Below are 14,502 nucleotides of genomic sequence, written 5' to 3' on the forward strand. Positions count from 1 at the left end.
TTCTTTACTCCTATATTTTTATTATCTTATATTACAAAAAACATCAATAAAATAATAATTAAAATTATTATATATACTATATCAATTCCTTTTATAGTAAATTTAGCTGTTGATTTATATTCTCCTGTAAATCCTCTACATTCCATAGCAGAATACATCTCTTCTGCCATAATTTTAGATTTTAAAAATAAATTTCCGATTATTCTTAAAATAGAATTTCCTTTTTCTTTATTTTTACCTACAGATCTTAACTTTAGAGCATACAACATATTTAATGCTATTTCACCTAATATGTAAATATAATTTATCGTTATACTAAAAATCAATATAAATAAATCTGGTACAAAAAGCACTTTTAAAGCTTTTACTATATCATTCCATTTAGTTGTATACGACAATATGTTAACCAAAACTATAGTAATAAATACTTTTAAGATTAAGTATAAAGAATTATTAACATTTCCCATAAATATAATAGATGGAAGTAAAACTATAAAAGTGAAAATTGGAATTATAATACTTACCCCTAAAATCTTTTTTAGTAATTCCCCACTTAATGAACACAAACACAATAAACTAAAAAGCAATATTATTGATATATAAAATTTTTCTCTAGAAAGCGAAAGAAATATTACTATTAATATAGTTCCTATTAATTTTATTAAAGGATTTAACTTACCTAATATTCCAACATCTTCGACTTTATTTCTTTTTATTTTTGATAATATCTTCATAAAGTCCATTATGCTTTTATCTATAAATTTTTGCTTGTCATTTTCCGGTTCATAAGTATCCTTTTTTTTCATCCAATCTTTTATTTCCATGACATTATTCCTTTTTTAAACTTGATATAACTCTGAATATTATTACTAAGATTAAAACTCCTATTACAGCAGAAAGTAAATATCCACTAACTGCACCTAATCCACTAAAGCCATAATCTTTTCCTATAGGTGAGTAATTTATTCCATGTGCCATACCTTTAGGAATAAATCCTACTAAATCTTTTAATTCACTAGGATCCCATTCTCCCCAAGCAGAACCTGAAGCTATAAGTCCTAATGGAGTTAAAATTATCATGATAATTAAAGGAACTATAATATACCATTTAGATTTTTTATTTTTAGTTTCATATTCATAAGAAATATTTTCAGTATTATCTTCTGTTACAATTGCATCTGGTGCTACTTTCTTTATATAAGCAAATACTCCAACTGTAACTATACCTTCAACTAATCCTACAATTAGGTGAACTGAAGCCATTGCAGGTAAAGAAATATTTATTGGATATGGACAATATAATGGGTGTCCTAAAGGTCCTTTAAATAATAATGGTTGTATTCCTAATTCTATTCCTGCGCAAGATGCTGCCGCTACTAATCCTAAATACGCTCCTATAAAAGCTGCTACATATTCACCATTTTTAAATTTAAATCTATTTTTCAAAAATTTATATAAATAATAACCTACAAACGGCATTACAAAAGCCATATTAAATGTATTAGCTCCAAAAGCTAAAATACCACCGTCTCCAAATAATAAAGCTTGTATTAATAATGCAATTGTTACTGCAATAGTAGCCGAATACGGTCCTAAAATTAAAGCTATTAATACTGAACCAACAGCATGAGCAGTAGTTCCTCCTGGAACTGGCATGTTAAACATCATTATTAAAAAAGAAAAAGCTGCACAAATTCCTAATGTTGGTAATTTCTTTTTACTTATTTTTTGTTTTACTTTTGTTATTGAATATTTCCATACTGGAAGCATAGTTGCCCCCATTACAGCACAAGTGCTTGGACTCAAGTAATTATCTGGTATATGCATACAATCTATCCCCTCTATGTATAAAGTATTTATGTAAGCATTTAACTTTTATAATCTAAGAAAAGTTAAATCCTTAAATAAATTTTCACCAATTTAGGTTATATAATTTTTTACCTTTATATTGATGATAAGTTAAAAATTTTGTTCATGAATTTTCATGATTATTCATTATTATTATTATTTAATCTATTAAAATCCCCCCTTACATATAAGTCTTTAATAATTTTTTATTTAATATAAATAATAATTATTATAAATTTTAATAACAATTATTATAAATATGATTTAAAAACTTAATCTTTTGATTTTAATTTTTCAATTAAACAAATTTGTATTTGTCAATTACAAGGATACTTCTATTCTTTAGCCATTTCAACATAATATAAATCTTTTAATAATTCTGTTTCATTTTGTTAATTTTAATAACCACCTTAAGTTACCTATATATCTAATATTCCATTCATTTCTTTACTTTACAGTTCATAAAAATGTATTATTTTTTATAATTTAATAATCTAAAAAAAATTTAACTAAAAACTATCTAATCCCTTTTATTATCTATATTTATTATTAATTTATTATTCTTGTATATTTTTTTAATTATATAGATAAAATTTTAAAAATGTTTCATAAAAAGCCAAAAAGCTATAGATCACATCTATAGCTTTTTATTTTTATTAATATTTTCTTCACCACTTTAAAATATTATTAATAACTAACCTTATTTTCTAATACTTTATTTGGAATTTTTCTTTAAATTTTATGTTTAACTGATAAATTATTATATCTTTCTATTTTAAAATCTAAACGCTCTATTGTAGTTTTTATTTCATTTAGCTTTTCAATTAATTGTTTACGTTGCTCAATTAATATTTCTTTTCTTAATTCTAGAGTATCATCTCCTTGTTGAAATAACGTAACATATTCTATTAAAGTCTCAATAGGAAGTCCTGCTGCTCTCATACATTTAATAAACTCAACCCAGCCACAGTCCTCTTCTGTATAGTCTCTAACACCACTTTTATTACGATTTACTCTAGGAATAAGTCCTACACGCTCATAATATCTAAGAGTATCTGCTGAAATATCATATTTTTTGCTAACTTCTGAAATTGTCATATCAATCACCTCTTTTTAATATTTTAACACTTAGAGTTTACTTCAAGTCAATTTTTAATTATAAATACAATTGCACTTATTTATATAATCTCTTTTGGTATTCTCATGTCCTACATATAAAATCTTTCTTTAAGACATTTTTTATTAATTTTATTTAAAAAATTTTAACATTATTTTCTTTTTTATGTTAACATTTAATTATATTGAATTACAAAGGATGGTTTTAAGATGAACAAGAATTATTATTTTTATGTTGGAAATTTTTTGATTTCATGTGTTGGAATTGCTCTTATATTAGGTAGAGTTATATTTGCAAAAATTAAAAGCTCTGGCAAAGTTGTTTTAGGATTTAAATTAATAACTATTAGTATTGCTTTATTTATAGATTTAATAATACAAACTACTTGTATTATTACTCCTTCTATTACAATGTCTATTTTATCTATAGGATTTCTTTATTCTTTATTTGTTATATTGACAGATATGACCTTTGTATACATATCAGATAATTCAATAATTGGATTTATTCATTATTATGAGCCTTCTGATATAGAATTAGTAAGAATAAATGAAGATAAATCAATTAAAAATATGAATTTAGAAATTGTCTTAAAAAATGGGAATTCTCACACATTTAAGTGTAGAAGAAATAGACAACTAGTTTCTGATTTAGATAAATTACCTATAGTTATGGAATTTAATCTATTTAATGGACTAGATGCTAACTAAAATAAAAACCACTACAAATAAATTTGTAGTGGTTTATTTTTTATAATCCGCAATCTATTTCATCTTCTTCCACATATAATAAATCAATATCAAATACTAAATTTAAAAAGTCTGGAATAAAAAATTTCTTGCTTACTTCTTTTAATTCAAATTCATTTTTTATTTTATTTTTGATTAATATACTTTTACATTCTTTTATATAGCTATTCATAGCTAATTTTATCTCTTTAGATTGATCTGAATGTATTGAATCATTAGTGCTAGTTAAATGCTCTCTTAAGTCTATTAGCTTATCTCTAAAAAGATCATGTAATTCTTCAATTCTTTCTATATCAGCTTTATTTAATTTTTCCATCTATCTTCTCCTTCGTATATAAAAAAATATACTATTTAAAAATTATTTTATTTAAAGTATACCATCAATAATATACTATTTAAACAAAATAAAGAGAACAGTTTTAAAACTGTTCTCTTAAATTTATTATGCTTTTATAGTTTTTGTTCTATCTTCTTTCTTTACAACAAATATTGCAATAACAAGTCCTATTACTCCAAGAACTCCAGCCCAGAAGAATGAAGAATTCATTCCATGAATAGTTGCTTTTAATGGATTAGCTATTCCAGAATTCTCAGCTGATTTTGACATTACTGTTACTAATATTGATGTTCCAACAGCCCCTGCTACTTGCCTCATAGTATTATTAACAGCATTACCATGTGCATAAAGACTTCTGTCTAATGTATTTAATCCTGATGTTGTAAGTGGCATTAAGAACATTGACATTCCAAGTAATCTAATTGCATACATTACTACTATATAAGTAACTGAAGTAGTTTCTGTTAAGAATGAGAAAGCAAATGTTCCTCCAGTAAATAAAATAAGTCCTATTAATGCAAGTGCTCTTGGTCCTATCTTATCAAATAATTTACCTGTAATTGGGTTCATTATTCCCATTATTATAGCTCCTGGCATTAATGCAAGTCCTGCATCAAAAGCAGAATATGCTCTTCCATTTTGTAAATACATTGGTATTATAAGTTCTGAAGATATAAGTCCTGCATATACAATCATTATTATTATAGTTGAAAAAGTAAATACTTTGCTTTTAAACACTCTTAAATCAAGCATTGGCTTTTCCATTGTAAGCTGTCTCCAAGTAAAGATTATAAGTGTAACAACCCCTACTATAAGTGGTGCATATACATTAACATTAGTCCATGCATCATTTCCAGCATTACTAAATCCTAATAATAGTCCTCCAAATCCTAATATACATGTTATTACTGATAATATATCTAATTTTACTTCTTTATTATCTGTAACATTTTTTATTAAGAATATTGATAATATTAAATCTAAAATAGCAATTGGTAAAGTTACATAGAATAAATCTCTCCATGGATGACTATTTATTATCCATCCTGAAAGTGTTGGTCCTATAGCTGGTGCGAATGCAATAACTAAACCTACAACCCCCATTGCAAATCCTCTTTTTTCAATTGGGAAAATTATAAGGAATACTGTTTGCATAAGTGGCATTAAAAGTCCTGCTCCTGCTGCCTGAAGAAGTCTTGCTGCAATAAGTGTATCAAAACCTGTTGCTGTAGCACCTATAATTGTTCCAATTGTAAAAATCCCCATAGCTGCAAAATATAAAGTTCTTGTTTTAAACCTATCAATTAAAAATGCTGTAAATGGAATCATTATTCCAAGAACTAGCATGTATCCAGTACTTAGCCATTGAGCTGTAGATACTGTTATATGTAGATCTTTCATTATGTCTGGTATTGCAACATTCATAAAAGTACTATTTAAGAAAGCTATGAATGCCCCAAGTAGCATTACTGCTGATATAAGTACGCTATTATACTCTTTTTTTTCTACTCTCTTTCCGTTTTCCATAAAATCACCTCATCTTGTTGTGTATCAATAAACTTATCTATAGTCTTATACTTTTTATTAATCCTTATTTATAAATTTCAATGTTTATAAATAAAATTTTTACCATATAAAATTTACCAATGTCTATAATAGCTATGTTGAAAACTTATTAGTTTTTTATAAAACTCTTAAGTTTTGTAAGAAAAATTATATTACAATTGATTATTTAAGTCAATGTAATTAAAATGAACTTTAAATTAACATTTTTAATTTAATTTTATCTATTCTATTATAAAAATTTTAGTCTATCACAGTTTGACTTTAATATTTTCAAATAATATAATAATAAAAAAATAATTAAGAGCTCAAATTTAATTAAGTTTTATTAATAATTGCTCTAAGAAGGATAGTTTTATGGAACAAATATGTGATAAAAAAATTGATATAATAGATGCTTCTATTTATTTATTTTCTAATAAAGGTTTTGCTTCAACTTCTGTACAAGATATAGCTACTAAATGTAATATATCTAAAGCAACCATATATAAGTTTTTTAAGTCTAAAGAAGAAATTTTAATTCATATAATAGATTATGTTAATAAACAAATGATTGTTAATGTTGAAAATATAGATTTGAAAGCAAAAGATAATAAAATTGATATTTTAAAAGCAAAGTTAAATGCATTTTTTGAACATCTTTATGATAAAAAAAATTTTTCAATAATGATCTATGAAAATCAAAGTCTAATGAAAAATCCTAAATTTAAGAATATAATTTTACAAAATAGACAATTCCTTTTAAATTGGTATAGTTCAATTTTATTAGATGCTTTTGGTGAAAAAATTGAACCCATTCTTTGGGATATAGTTCTCGTTATGACGGGAATAATAAAAGAGTTTAATTACATTTTTATAATTAAGGAAACAATTTCTCATAATTTTAATGAAATGGCTAGTTTTATAGTCAAATCAATAATTTCTATTATAGATTTCCATCATAAAGATACTCCATTAGTTAAACCAGATTTATTTAAATTTTTTAAAGATAAATCTAGTATAAATAAAGATGTATTGTTGACTGAATGGAAAAATAATATCTCTAAGATAAAAAATAAATTAAATGACTGTAATAGTATTTGTAATAAAGATGACTTATTAGATGCTACTTCTGAACTTGAAAAGGAAATGAAAAAAGAGCAACCAAGAAGATTTGTAATAGATTCTCTTTTATTATATCTTTCAAATTATAAAATAATAGAACCAGAAATTTTATTTTTAAAGAGTTTATATATAAAATCTGGAATATAAAAATATCTTTATAAATCTAAAATATAAAAAAGCATTAATGTATAACATTAATGCTTTTATTTATCTAAACTTGTAAAATATATTTCTTAAATATCCCACTGCTTTAATATAAATAAATTTATAATTATAGAAATTTAGAAGTATATATAAATTCTATTTAATCCAAATATTATTCGCTGGAATAACTATTTCTATTTTAGATTTATCTATTCCTGTTTCAATAGATATAAGCTCTAAAAGGTCTTCTTTACCTATTTTACAAACTAATCTATATCCCTTATCTCCATAGTTATTCCAATTCCCTAACTTAAGTAAATTTGGATACTTACTCATCTCCGGTTTTTCATCTTTAAAATGAATAATATAATCTATTTCATCTCCAACAAGAGATGTAAAAAACCCTAAATAATCTTTCATTTTCATATTTACCAATAACTCCCATAATAAATTTATATATTTATTATATAATATAAAATATATATTTACAATTTCTTCTAAAATTTATTATCCAATTATTATTTAAAATTTTATTATATAACTTATTTTAATTTCATTTTTAAAACCGATTTAGCAGACAGACCTCTTCTATTAGTTATTTTAATCAAAAAATTCCTCTAAATATTATTTCCTAAATATTGCTATAAATAATATAATTAACCATATTTTGATTTAATAAGTATATTATTTATATCATTATATAAACAGATGTTTTTAACTAAAGAAAGTATTTATACTTATTACATTAAAATATAAGAAAAGGGGAATTGTTATGTATTGTAGACATTGTTGGGATGAACTAAAAAGTGCTAATGCCATATTCTGCACTAATTGTAATACTAGAGTTGGAGATGGTCATAACTTTTGTAATGAATGTGGAGAATCCAATATTTCTAATGAATCTAATTGTTTAAAATGTGGTACTTTTTTAAATCCCATAGATTTTAAAAATAATTTTGAAGAGTTAAATGATAATAAATCTGAATTAGAAGGTACTCCTAAAAATAAAATTATTGCAATATTACTTGCTTTATTTCTAGGAATTTTAGGTGCTCATAGATTTTATCTAGGTCAAAAAATTTCTGCTATTGTAATGTTGATACTTGGCATTATAGCTGCTTTTACTTTTTATTTTTTAAGGGATATTTTAGTTTTTTGGGTTATAGTAGACATGTTCCTTATAGGATTTAATCAATTAAAACCAGTTAATGGATATTATGTTTAAAATAAAAAAGCATCTTAAGTGATGCTTTTATTTTTTATTATTTAACGAGAGCTTTTTATATAAATATTCAGTTTAATGATTATTACATATATTTAATTTTTTAAATCATTAATACTTTCTTTATAAAACTATCTTTTTTTATATATACAATTGTATATTTATAATAAATAATTATCAAAAATATAGATGTTCTTATTAATATAGTTTTGCCATACAATATTCATCAACATATTCCCCATTTATACACATTGATTTCTTCTTTAAGCCTTCTACTTCAAATCCCATTTTCTTATATAATTTTTTTCCTATATAGTTGTTAGCCATTACTGTTAATTCTAATCTTGTAATCCCTTCTTCTTTTGCCCATAAATCAACTTTTTTAAATAGCTCTGTGCCTATTCCTTTTCCTCTATATGCTTTTCTTAACCCAACAACTATATAAGCTGAATGCCTTATTCTATTTAATCTTCCTCTTTGAGCTGATATAAAACCAACTATATCTTTATTATCTTTAACTACTAAAACTAAATCTTCTTCCATACTATTTCTTATAATTTCTTTTACTCTACTCCCATCTCTAGGTCTTTCTCCAGCTTCATAAAGCATATATTCTGTTTCATTATCTAATTTAAGTAACATATCTAAAAATTTCTTTGAATCTCCTATTTTAGCTCTTCTAATTCTCAATATTTCTCCCTCCAAAGATAAAATTCTCATTTTAAGTTATTTAATAAAATCATATTCATTTTTGAAAAATAATATAATAACTGAAGTTTTATATATACTTATTCTCAATATATAATTTCAATATTAAGTATAGAAAAAACTATATATTTATTAGAAGATACTAATAAAAGCCGATTTCTATTTTAAAAATAAAAATCAGCTTTTTAATTACAATTCATAATACATTTTAATTTTTTCATTAGTTATTTGTAAAAATAACTTTAATTATAATAAGGTGACATATCTATTCTCCTTTTAAACCTCTACTTAAATGTTTATTATTTCTTATATATTTATTTACATAAATTCTAAAATCCATTTCTTTTAATTCATTTAATATCAATTTATCTTTTGAATCTATGTATTGTCTTGCAAACACTGTATCAAATTCTTTCATTTCTAAAAATGTTAAGTGAATTTTATTATATTCAAAATGTTTTTCTAATATAGGTGTTATTTCATCTTCAATATCAAATTCTTCCATGACATCATTTCTATGTTCAATTAGAACTAATATATCTATATCACTAAATCCATTTCGCCAATACTTGGTATTAAAACTTCCAAAAGTAGCTAATGAAATTATATTTTTATTTTTTATCCCCTTTAAATCAGCAAGTTTTCTCTCTTCAATAGGTTCTTTTCTCATAAAATTTCAGCTCCTTTCTTAACTATATATTAAATGATACTATATTCATTTAACTTTTTAAATATAATACTTTAGTTTTATAAATTTCTATCATAATTTTAAGGAGTGTAAAAATATCTACACTCTTTAATTTTAATTATAATTTTTTCAATTGTGTATCATTTACTAATTTTCATCTCTTTCCTTTTATATAAAATAATTAACAAAATTTTATTTGGATTTTTATTTTTTTATATGATATTATTTTTATAACTTAATAAGACAGTTCGCAACTATCCTGTCTATAAACAAAACTATAGGAATTTGTATAAAATTTTTTTATTTTATACTTATATTTGTTATGCAATTGTTTATAGGGACGATATTCGTCCTTTTTTTATTGCTTTTTTAGTATAGCAGCGTCTTATTTAGTTCAGATTTTTTATGTAAGGAGATAAATATGAGCTATTTATTAGAATGTGAAGAAAGTTTTGATTCAAGTCATTTTCTTAAAGGTCATAAAGGAAAATGCAGAAATCTCCATGGTCACAGATGGAGAATCAAATATGGATTAAAAGCAAATGAATTAATCCAATCTGGAAGTTCTGAAGGTATGATAATTGACTTTTCAGATATTAAATCTTTAATTAAAGAATATTTTAAAGTTTATGACCATGCTTTAATCCTAACTGATTATAAAGAAGAAACTCTTACAAAAGAAGAAAAGAATTTTATTCAAGCTTGTGAAGATATGAAATTTAGAATTGTACATGTTCCTTTTAGAAGTACTGCTGAAAATATGTCTAAATTTTTCTTTAATGAACTTGAAAGAGTTTTATCTGAAAAAATCCCATCAAAAAATTTTAATGTACACTATGTTACTGTTTATGAAACTCCAAATAATGCGGCAACTTATGGAGGTATAAATTAATGAATGTAGTAGAAATTTTTCAAAGTATTGATGGCGAAGCTAATAGAGCTGGTAATCTAACTAACTTTATAAGGCTTGCTGGTTGTAATTTAAGATGTAATTACTGTGATACTGATTATGCTTTAAATAAAGCTGATGGAAAAGAAATGTCCATAAATGAAATTATAAGCAAATTAGATAAAGATATTAAAAATGTTACTTTAACTGGTGGTGAGCCTTTATGGAATAAAGAAAATGCTATACCACTTTTAAAAGAATTAGTTTCTAAAGGATTTAATGTAAGTGTTGAAACTAATGGTTCTATAAACTTAAAAAATTATATTAAGGAGTTTCCTTCTGTATCATTTATAGTTGATTATAAATCTCCTTCTAGTAATATGGAAAAGTTTATGGACATGGAAAATTTTAATATCTTACGAGATATAGATTGTGTAAAATTTGTTGTTGGCTCTTTAGAAGATTTAGAAAAAATGGAAGAAGTAATTAAAAATACAAACTTACACAAAACAGAAGCTGAAATTTTTGTAAGTCCTATTTTTGAAAAAATCGAGCCAAAAGAAATTGTTGAATTCTTATTACAAAGAAAATTAGTAAAAGTTAGAGTCCAAATTCAAATGCATAAAGTTATTTGGGACCCTATGATGAAAGGAGTTTAAAATGAATATCTGGACATCAAAAGAAAAGGAAGAAAGAGCTGAAGAGTTAATTAAAGAGTTATTAACTCTCATAGGAGAAGACCCAAACCGCGAAGGCTTAAAAGAAACTCCTAAAAGAGCTGTAAGTATGATTAAAGAAGTTTTAGAAGGAACTACTTTAACTAATAAAGAAATTGCAGAAAGGTATGGAAAATGTTTTTCTGCTGATTATGAAGCTTCAGGTAACTCTGGAATGGTTATTATGAGGGATATTCCTATCTTTAGTTTTTGTGAGCATCATTTAGCTCTTATGTACAACATGAAAGTTACTATTGCTTATGTTCCTAAAGAAAAAGTCATTGGACTTAGTAAGCTTGCTCGTATAGCTGATATGGTAGGAAAAAGGCTTCAACTTCAAGAAAAAATAGGAACTGATATTGCTGAAATTATAGAAATGGCAACTGGAAGCTCTGATGTAGCTGTCCTTATTAGTGGAGAACATTCTTGTATGACTGCAAGAGGAATAAAAAAGACTGGTTCTCTTACTAAAACTAGTTGCTTTAAAGGAAGATTTAAAGAAGATATTTTATTAAGACAAGAACTTTTATTAAATAATTAGAAAAGAGGTATTTTTATGGTTAATGATAAAGCTGTAGTTGTATTTAGTGGTGGTCAAGATAGTACTACTTGTTTATTTTGGGCAAAGAAAAGATTTAAAGAAGTTATTGCTGTTTCTTTTGATTATGGTCAAAAGCATAAGGCAGAATTAGATTGTGCAAGAGAAATATGTAAAAAATATTCTGTTGAACATTATATTTTAGATTTAGGATTATTAAATCAATTAGCTCAAAACTCTCTTACTAGAGTTGATATAGAAGTTGATAAAGATAAACCAAAGGATTCTCTTCCAAATAGTTTTGTAGATGGAAGAAATCTTTTATTCTTAAGCTTTGTTGCAGTTTTAGCAAAACAAAAAGGAACTGGAAACATAATAACAGGTGTTTCTCAAAGTGATTTTAGTGGTTATCCTGATTGTAGAGATGTATTTATAAAATCACTAAATGTAACATTAAACCTTTCTATGGATTATGAATTTAATATAATCACTCCTTTAATGTGGATAGATAAAGCAGATACATGGAAAATGGCAGATGATTTAGGTGTATTAGACCTTGTAAAAAATGAAACTTTAACTTGCTATAACGGAATTAAAGGTGATGGATGTGGAGATTGTCCTTCTTGCAAGTTAAGAAGTCATGGTTTTGAAGAATTTAAAAGAAGATATAATAAATAAAAAGGTGGAATATTAAAATGTCAAATGGTAGAAGTAAAGAAGAATTAAAAGATATAACTTTATTAGGAAACAAAGGAACTAAGTATGAATATTCATATGACCCAGATGTTTTAGAAGCTTTTGATAATAAACATCCTGACAATGATTATTTTGTTAAGTTTAACTTTCCTGAATTTACAAGTCTTTGTCCTATAACTGGACAACCTGACTTTGCAACTATTCATATTTCATATGTTCCAAATATAAAAATGGTTGAAAGTAAATCATTAAAATTATACTTATTTAGCTTTAGAAATCATGGAGATTTCCACGAGGATTGCATGAACATAATAATGAAAGACTTAATAAAGCTTATGGATCCTAAATATATAGAAGTTTGGGGTAAATTTACTCCAAGAGGTGGAATTTCTATAGACCCATATTGTAATTACGGTAAAAAAGGTACTATGTGGGAAAAAGTTGCTTTTGATAGATTAGTTAATCATGACCTTTATCCTGAAAAAATAGATAATAGATAAAATATGGGAAATTTCTCTTTTTTGTAATGCTATTTTAGTTTAATTGAAATCAATAGTTTCTTCTTTATTAATAATTATCATTTATTATTATCTAGAAGGAAGTGATTGAATGGCAAAAATAATTAAATTAATTATTGCAATAATTGTAGTGTTATTATTGTGCGTTGGAGGGTTTGTTTATTATAATTCAAACTATAAAACTTCAACTCAAACAAAGCCTGATTTAACTCAAGCTAGTAATAATATAAGTAAATCAAAAGATTCTACAAATGATAATAAAAATAGCCAAAAAGATGAACAAAAGAAAACTGAAGAAACTAGTAAGCAAACTAATTCTAAAACATTAAATGATACTAGTATATCTAATAATAATGCTTCAAATAAAGTTCAAGCAGCTCCAGTAAGTGCGAATAAAGCTTCTAGTACTAATACTAATGGTAATAATTCAGTTAATACTAGCAATACTGCTAATAATAGTAATAATAATAGTAATCCTAACAGTAGTAATAATAGTACTTCTAATTGTAATAATTCAGCTGAATTAGCAAGCTTAAAAACTCAATGTGAAAATGCTTTTTCAAGTATCGAAAATCAAGTTAATCAAATAAATAATGAGCCTAATACTGATAGTTATCAAGTAACTGAACAACAAAACCACATTTATAATTTATGGAACAATCAATTAAATTATATGTATGAAAAATTAGAAACTATTTTACCACATTCAACTTTTGAAACACTTAATAACAGTGAAGTAAATTGGATAAATTATAAAACAAATGAATCTAGTAAATATTCTGATGTTGCTGGAAGTGGTGGAGCAGCTATGAGATACTATTATAAAGATGCTCAATTAACTAAAGAAAGATGTTATTACTTATATAATAATTACATTAAATAAATTAAAGGGATGTATTTTAATACATCCTTTTTTTATTAAAAAAATTTCAATTATTATTTTATTTAATAATTAATTAAAAGTTTATTATTATATCCTTAAATAATATATTTTACTATTTATATATTAATATTTTTATTTTATTAGAAACAAATATTTCCTAGTTTATTCATAATCATGCACTATCATATATCTTATAAGGATGTGATTCAATGAAAAAAAATAAATCATTAAAATTACTTATTCCTGCTACAATAATTGCCTTAATATGTGTCACACCTGTAATTGTTTATACTTCATGTGCTTCAGAAGCTAATACAAAAGAAACATCTAATAAGGCAGCTAATACTGAAGATAACTTATCGAAAAGTTATAATAGCACTTATGTAAATGCTAATAAAAATAATATTGATGACATTAATAAATTAAAAAGTGAGTGTTATAATAACTTTAATTTGATTTATAGAAAAACAGCTGAAATAAATAATGAATATGATGGAAATCCTGATAATACTCAATTAAATGATGAATGCTTACAAGTTTATGATTTATGGAATCAACAACTTAATTATATATATGAAAGATTAGAAACTATTCTTCCTAATGAAGATTTTCTAAAATTAAAAGATGACGAAACAAATTGGAATAATAATAAAAAGAGTAAGGCAAAAGAATATGCCCAAGAAAGTGGCACAACTACTAATTATAAAATGATTTATTATACAAAATTAACGGAATTAACCCGTGATAGATGCTATTATTTATTAAATAATTATACCTCATAA

18 protein-coding genes are annotated in these 14,502 nt (G+C 24.3%); 10 read left to right on the top strand and 8 right to left on the bottom strand.

Annotation, left to right across the window (positions count from 1 at the left end; all coding sequences use genetic code 11):
- Positions 1 to 26: 26 nt before the first annotated feature.
- The 3 genes from CLTHE_RS03055 to CLTHE_RS03065 form a co-directional block, all read right to left on the bottom strand.
- On the bottom strand, positions 27 to 824 hold the full coding sequence (locus CLTHE_RS03055) for an energy-coupling factor transporter transmembrane component T (RefSeq protein ID WP_080021944.1): 798 nt from the start codon (positions 822 to 824) through the stop codon (positions 27 to 29).
- Between the two features lie 4 nt (positions 825 to 828).
- Entirely contained in the window at positions 829 to 1,827 is a 999-nt protein-coding gene (cbiM, locus tag CLTHE_RS03060) for a cobalt transporter CbiM (protein ID WP_080021945.1), read from the bottom strand.
- A 753-nt stretch (positions 1,828 to 2,580) separates the two neighbouring features.
- Positions 2,581 to 2,946 carry a MerR family transcriptional regulator gene (locus tag CLTHE_RS03065; protein WP_080021946.1) on the bottom strand — a complete coding sequence of 122 codons (366 nt, stop codon included), beginning with the start codon at positions 2,944 to 2,946 and terminating at the stop codon, positions 2,581 to 2,583.
- Between the two features lie 228 nt (positions 2,947 to 3,174).
- Between CLTHE_RS03065 and CLTHE_RS03070 the strand changes: the two genes are divergently transcribed.
- On the top strand, positions 3,175 to 3,675 hold the full coding sequence (locus CLTHE_RS03070; protein ID WP_080021947.1) for a hypothetical protein: 501 nt from the start codon (positions 3,175 to 3,177) through the stop codon (positions 3,673 to 3,675).
- Positions 3,676 to 3,715: 40 nt separating this feature from the next.
- Here the strand turns inward: CLTHE_RS03070 and CLTHE_RS03075 are convergent, their stop codons facing one another.
- Together CLTHE_RS03075 and CLTHE_RS03080 are read right to left on the bottom strand one after the other, a co-directional pair.
- Positions 3,716 to 4,030 carry a hypothetical protein gene (locus CLTHE_RS03075; RefSeq protein ID WP_080021948.1) on the bottom strand — a complete coding sequence of 105 codons (315 nt, stop codon included), beginning with the start codon at positions 4,028 to 4,030 and terminating at the stop codon, positions 3,716 to 3,718.
- 126 nt (positions 4,031 to 4,156) lie between these two features.
- Positions 4,157 to 5,578 (bottom strand): MDR family MFS transporter, encoded by a 1,422-nt coding sequence (locus CLTHE_RS03080; RefSeq protein WP_080021949.1) that lies wholly within the window; start codon positions 5,576 to 5,578, stop codon positions 4,157 to 4,159.
- Between the two features lie 393 nt (positions 5,579 to 5,971).
- Between CLTHE_RS03080 and CLTHE_RS03085 the strand changes: the two genes are divergently transcribed.
- The gene (locus CLTHE_RS03085) at positions 5,972 to 6,865 is read left to right on the top strand and encodes a TetR/AcrR family transcriptional regulator (RefSeq protein ID WP_080021950.1); all 894 of its coding nucleotides are present in this window, start codon (positions 5,972 to 5,974) and stop codon (positions 6,863 to 6,865) included.
- Between the two features lie 153 nt (positions 6,866 to 7,018).
- On the opposite strand, the gene CLTHE_RS03090 is transcribed toward CLTHE_RS03085, so the two are convergent.
- Entirely contained in the window at positions 7,019 to 7,288 is a 270-nt protein-coding gene (locus CLTHE_RS03090; RefSeq protein ID WP_080021951.1) for a hypothetical protein, read from the bottom strand.
- A 346-nt stretch (positions 7,289 to 7,634) separates the two neighbouring features.
- Between CLTHE_RS03090 and CLTHE_RS03095 the strand changes: the two genes are divergently transcribed.
- Positions 7,635 to 8,087 carry a TM2 domain-containing protein gene (locus CLTHE_RS03095; protein ID WP_080021952.1) on the top strand — a complete coding sequence of 151 codons (453 nt, stop codon included), beginning with the start codon at positions 7,635 to 7,637 and terminating at the stop codon, positions 8,085 to 8,087.
- Between the two features lie 195 nt (positions 8,088 to 8,282).
- Here the strand turns inward: CLTHE_RS03095 and CLTHE_RS03100 are convergent, their stop codons facing one another.
- Positions 8,283 to 8,774: a GNAT family N-acetyltransferase gene (locus tag CLTHE_RS03100; protein WP_080021953.1), complete on the bottom strand. Its 492-nt coding sequence runs from the start codon at positions 8,772 to 8,774 to the stop codon at positions 8,283 to 8,285.
- 283 nt (positions 8,775 to 9,057) lie between these two features.
- Positions 9,058 to 9,462 (bottom strand): nucleotidyltransferase domain-containing protein, encoded by a 405-nt coding sequence (locus CLTHE_RS03105; RefSeq protein ID WP_080021954.1) that lies wholly within the window; start codon positions 9,460 to 9,462, stop codon positions 9,058 to 9,060.
- A gap of 439 nt (positions 9,463 to 9,901) precedes the next feature.
- On the opposite strand from CLTHE_RS03105, the gene CLTHE_RS03110 reads away from it, so the two are divergent.
- From CLTHE_RS03110 to CLTHE_RS03140, 7 genes are all read left to right on the top strand, one after another.
- Positions 9,902 to 10,372 (top strand): 6-pyruvoyl trahydropterin synthase family protein, encoded by a 471-nt coding sequence (locus CLTHE_RS03110; protein ID WP_002599563.1) that lies wholly within the window; start codon positions 9,902 to 9,904, stop codon positions 10,370 to 10,372.
- Entirely contained in the window at positions 10,372 to 11,028 is a 657-nt protein-coding gene (gene queE, locus CLTHE_RS03115) for a putative 7-carboxy-7-deazaguanine synthase QueE (protein ID WP_080021955.1), read from the top strand. Before CLTHE_RS03110 ends, queE begins: the two co-directional genes overlap by 1 nt.
- Position 11,029: 1 nt before the next feature.
- Positions 11,030 to 11,626: a GTP cyclohydrolase I gene (gene folE, locus CLTHE_RS03120; protein ID WP_080021956.1), complete on the top strand. Its 597-nt coding sequence runs from the start codon at positions 11,030 to 11,032 to the stop codon at positions 11,624 to 11,626.
- A 15-nt stretch (positions 11,627 to 11,641) separates the two neighbouring features.
- Positions 11,642 to 12,301 carry a 7-cyano-7-deazaguanine synthase QueC gene (queC, locus tag CLTHE_RS03125; RefSeq protein ID WP_080021957.1) on the top strand — a complete coding sequence of 220 codons (660 nt, stop codon included), beginning with the start codon at positions 11,642 to 11,644 and terminating at the stop codon, positions 12,299 to 12,301.
- Positions 12,302 to 12,318: 17 nt separating this feature from the next.
- The gene (gene queF, locus CLTHE_RS03130) at positions 12,319 to 12,819 is read left to right on the top strand and encodes a preQ(1) synthase (RefSeq protein ID WP_002599567.1); all 501 of its coding nucleotides are present in this window, start codon (positions 12,319 to 12,321) and stop codon (positions 12,817 to 12,819) included.
- A gap of 109 nt (positions 12,820 to 12,928) precedes the next feature.
- Positions 12,929 to 13,720 carry a lysozyme inhibitor LprI family protein gene (locus CLTHE_RS03135; protein WP_080021958.1) on the top strand — a complete coding sequence of 264 codons (792 nt, stop codon included), beginning with the start codon at positions 12,929 to 12,931 and terminating at the stop codon, positions 13,718 to 13,720.
- A gap of 209 nt (positions 13,721 to 13,929) precedes the next feature.
- On the top strand, positions 13,930 to 14,502 hold the full coding sequence (locus CLTHE_RS03140) for a lysozyme inhibitor LprI family protein (protein ID WP_080021959.1): 573 nt from the start codon (positions 13,930 to 13,932) through the stop codon (positions 14,500 to 14,502).

This window comes from Clostridium thermobutyricum DSM 4928 (assembly GCF_002050515.1).
In the GTDB taxonomy this organism is placed as follows: domain Bacteria; phylum Bacillota; class Clostridia; order Clostridiales; family Clostridiaceae; genus Clostridium; species Clostridium thermobutyricum.

Excerpts from the sequence above, each read along its gene's own strand:
- CLTHE_RS03135 (WP_080021958.1), top strand. The coding sequence starts at position 12,929 with ATGGCAAAAATAATTAAATTAATTATTGCAATAATTGTAGTGTTATTA.
- CLTHE_RS03055 (WP_080021944.1), bottom strand. The coding sequence starts at position 824 with ATGGAAATAAAAGATTGGATGAAAAAAAAGGATACTTATGAACCGGAA.
- CLTHE_RS03070 (WP_080021947.1), top strand. The coding sequence starts at position 3,175 with ATGAACAAGAATTATTATTTTTATGTTGGAAATTTTTTGATTTCATGT.
- CLTHE_RS03075 (WP_080021948.1), bottom strand. The coding sequence starts at position 4,030 with ATGGAAAAATTAAATAAAGCTGATATAGAAAGAATTGAAGAATTACAT.
- CLTHE_RS03080 (WP_080021949.1), bottom strand. The coding sequence starts at position 5,578 with ATGGAAAACGGAAAGAGAGTAGAAAAAAAAGAGTATAATAGCGTACTT.
- queF (WP_002599567.1), top strand. The coding sequence starts at position 12,319 with ATGTCAAATGGTAGAAGTAAAGAAGAATTAAAAGATATAACTTTATTA.
- queC (WP_080021957.1), top strand. The coding sequence starts at position 11,642 with ATGGTTAATGATAAAGCTGTAGTTGTATTTAGTGGTGGTCAAGATAGT.
- CLTHE_RS03090 (WP_080021951.1), bottom strand. The coding sequence starts at position 7,288 with ATGAAAATGAAAGATTATTTAGGGTTTTTTACATCTCTTGTTGGAGAT.
- queE (WP_080021955.1), top strand. The coding sequence starts at position 10,372 with ATGAATGTAGTAGAAATTTTTCAAAGTATTGATGGCGAAGCTAATAGA.
- CLTHE_RS03065 (WP_080021946.1), bottom strand. The coding sequence starts at position 2,946 with ATGACAATTTCAGAAGTTAGCAAAAAATATGATATTTCAGCAGATACT.
- CLTHE_RS03140 (WP_080021959.1), top strand. The coding sequence starts at position 13,930 with ATGAAAAAAAATAAATCATTAAAATTACTTATTCCTGCTACAATAATT.
- CLTHE_RS03110 (WP_002599563.1), top strand. The coding sequence starts at position 9,902 with ATGAGCTATTTATTAGAATGTGAAGAAAGTTTTGATTCAAGTCATTTT.
- cbiM (WP_080021945.1), bottom strand. The coding sequence starts at position 1,827 with ATGCATATACCAGATAATTACTTGAGTCCAAGCACTTGTGCTGTAATG.
- CLTHE_RS03105 (WP_080021954.1), bottom strand. The coding sequence starts at position 9,462 with ATGAGAAAAGAACCTATTGAAGAGAGAAAACTTGCTGATTTAAAGGGG.
- folE (WP_080021956.1), top strand. The coding sequence starts at position 11,030 with ATGAATATCTGGACATCAAAAGAAAAGGAAGAAAGAGCTGAAGAGTTA.
- CLTHE_RS03095 (WP_080021952.1), top strand. The coding sequence starts at position 7,635 with ATGTATTGTAGACATTGTTGGGATGAACTAAAAAGTGCTAATGCCATA.
- CLTHE_RS03085 (WP_080021950.1), top strand. The coding sequence starts at position 5,972 with ATGGAACAAATATGTGATAAAAAAATTGATATAATAGATGCTTCTATT.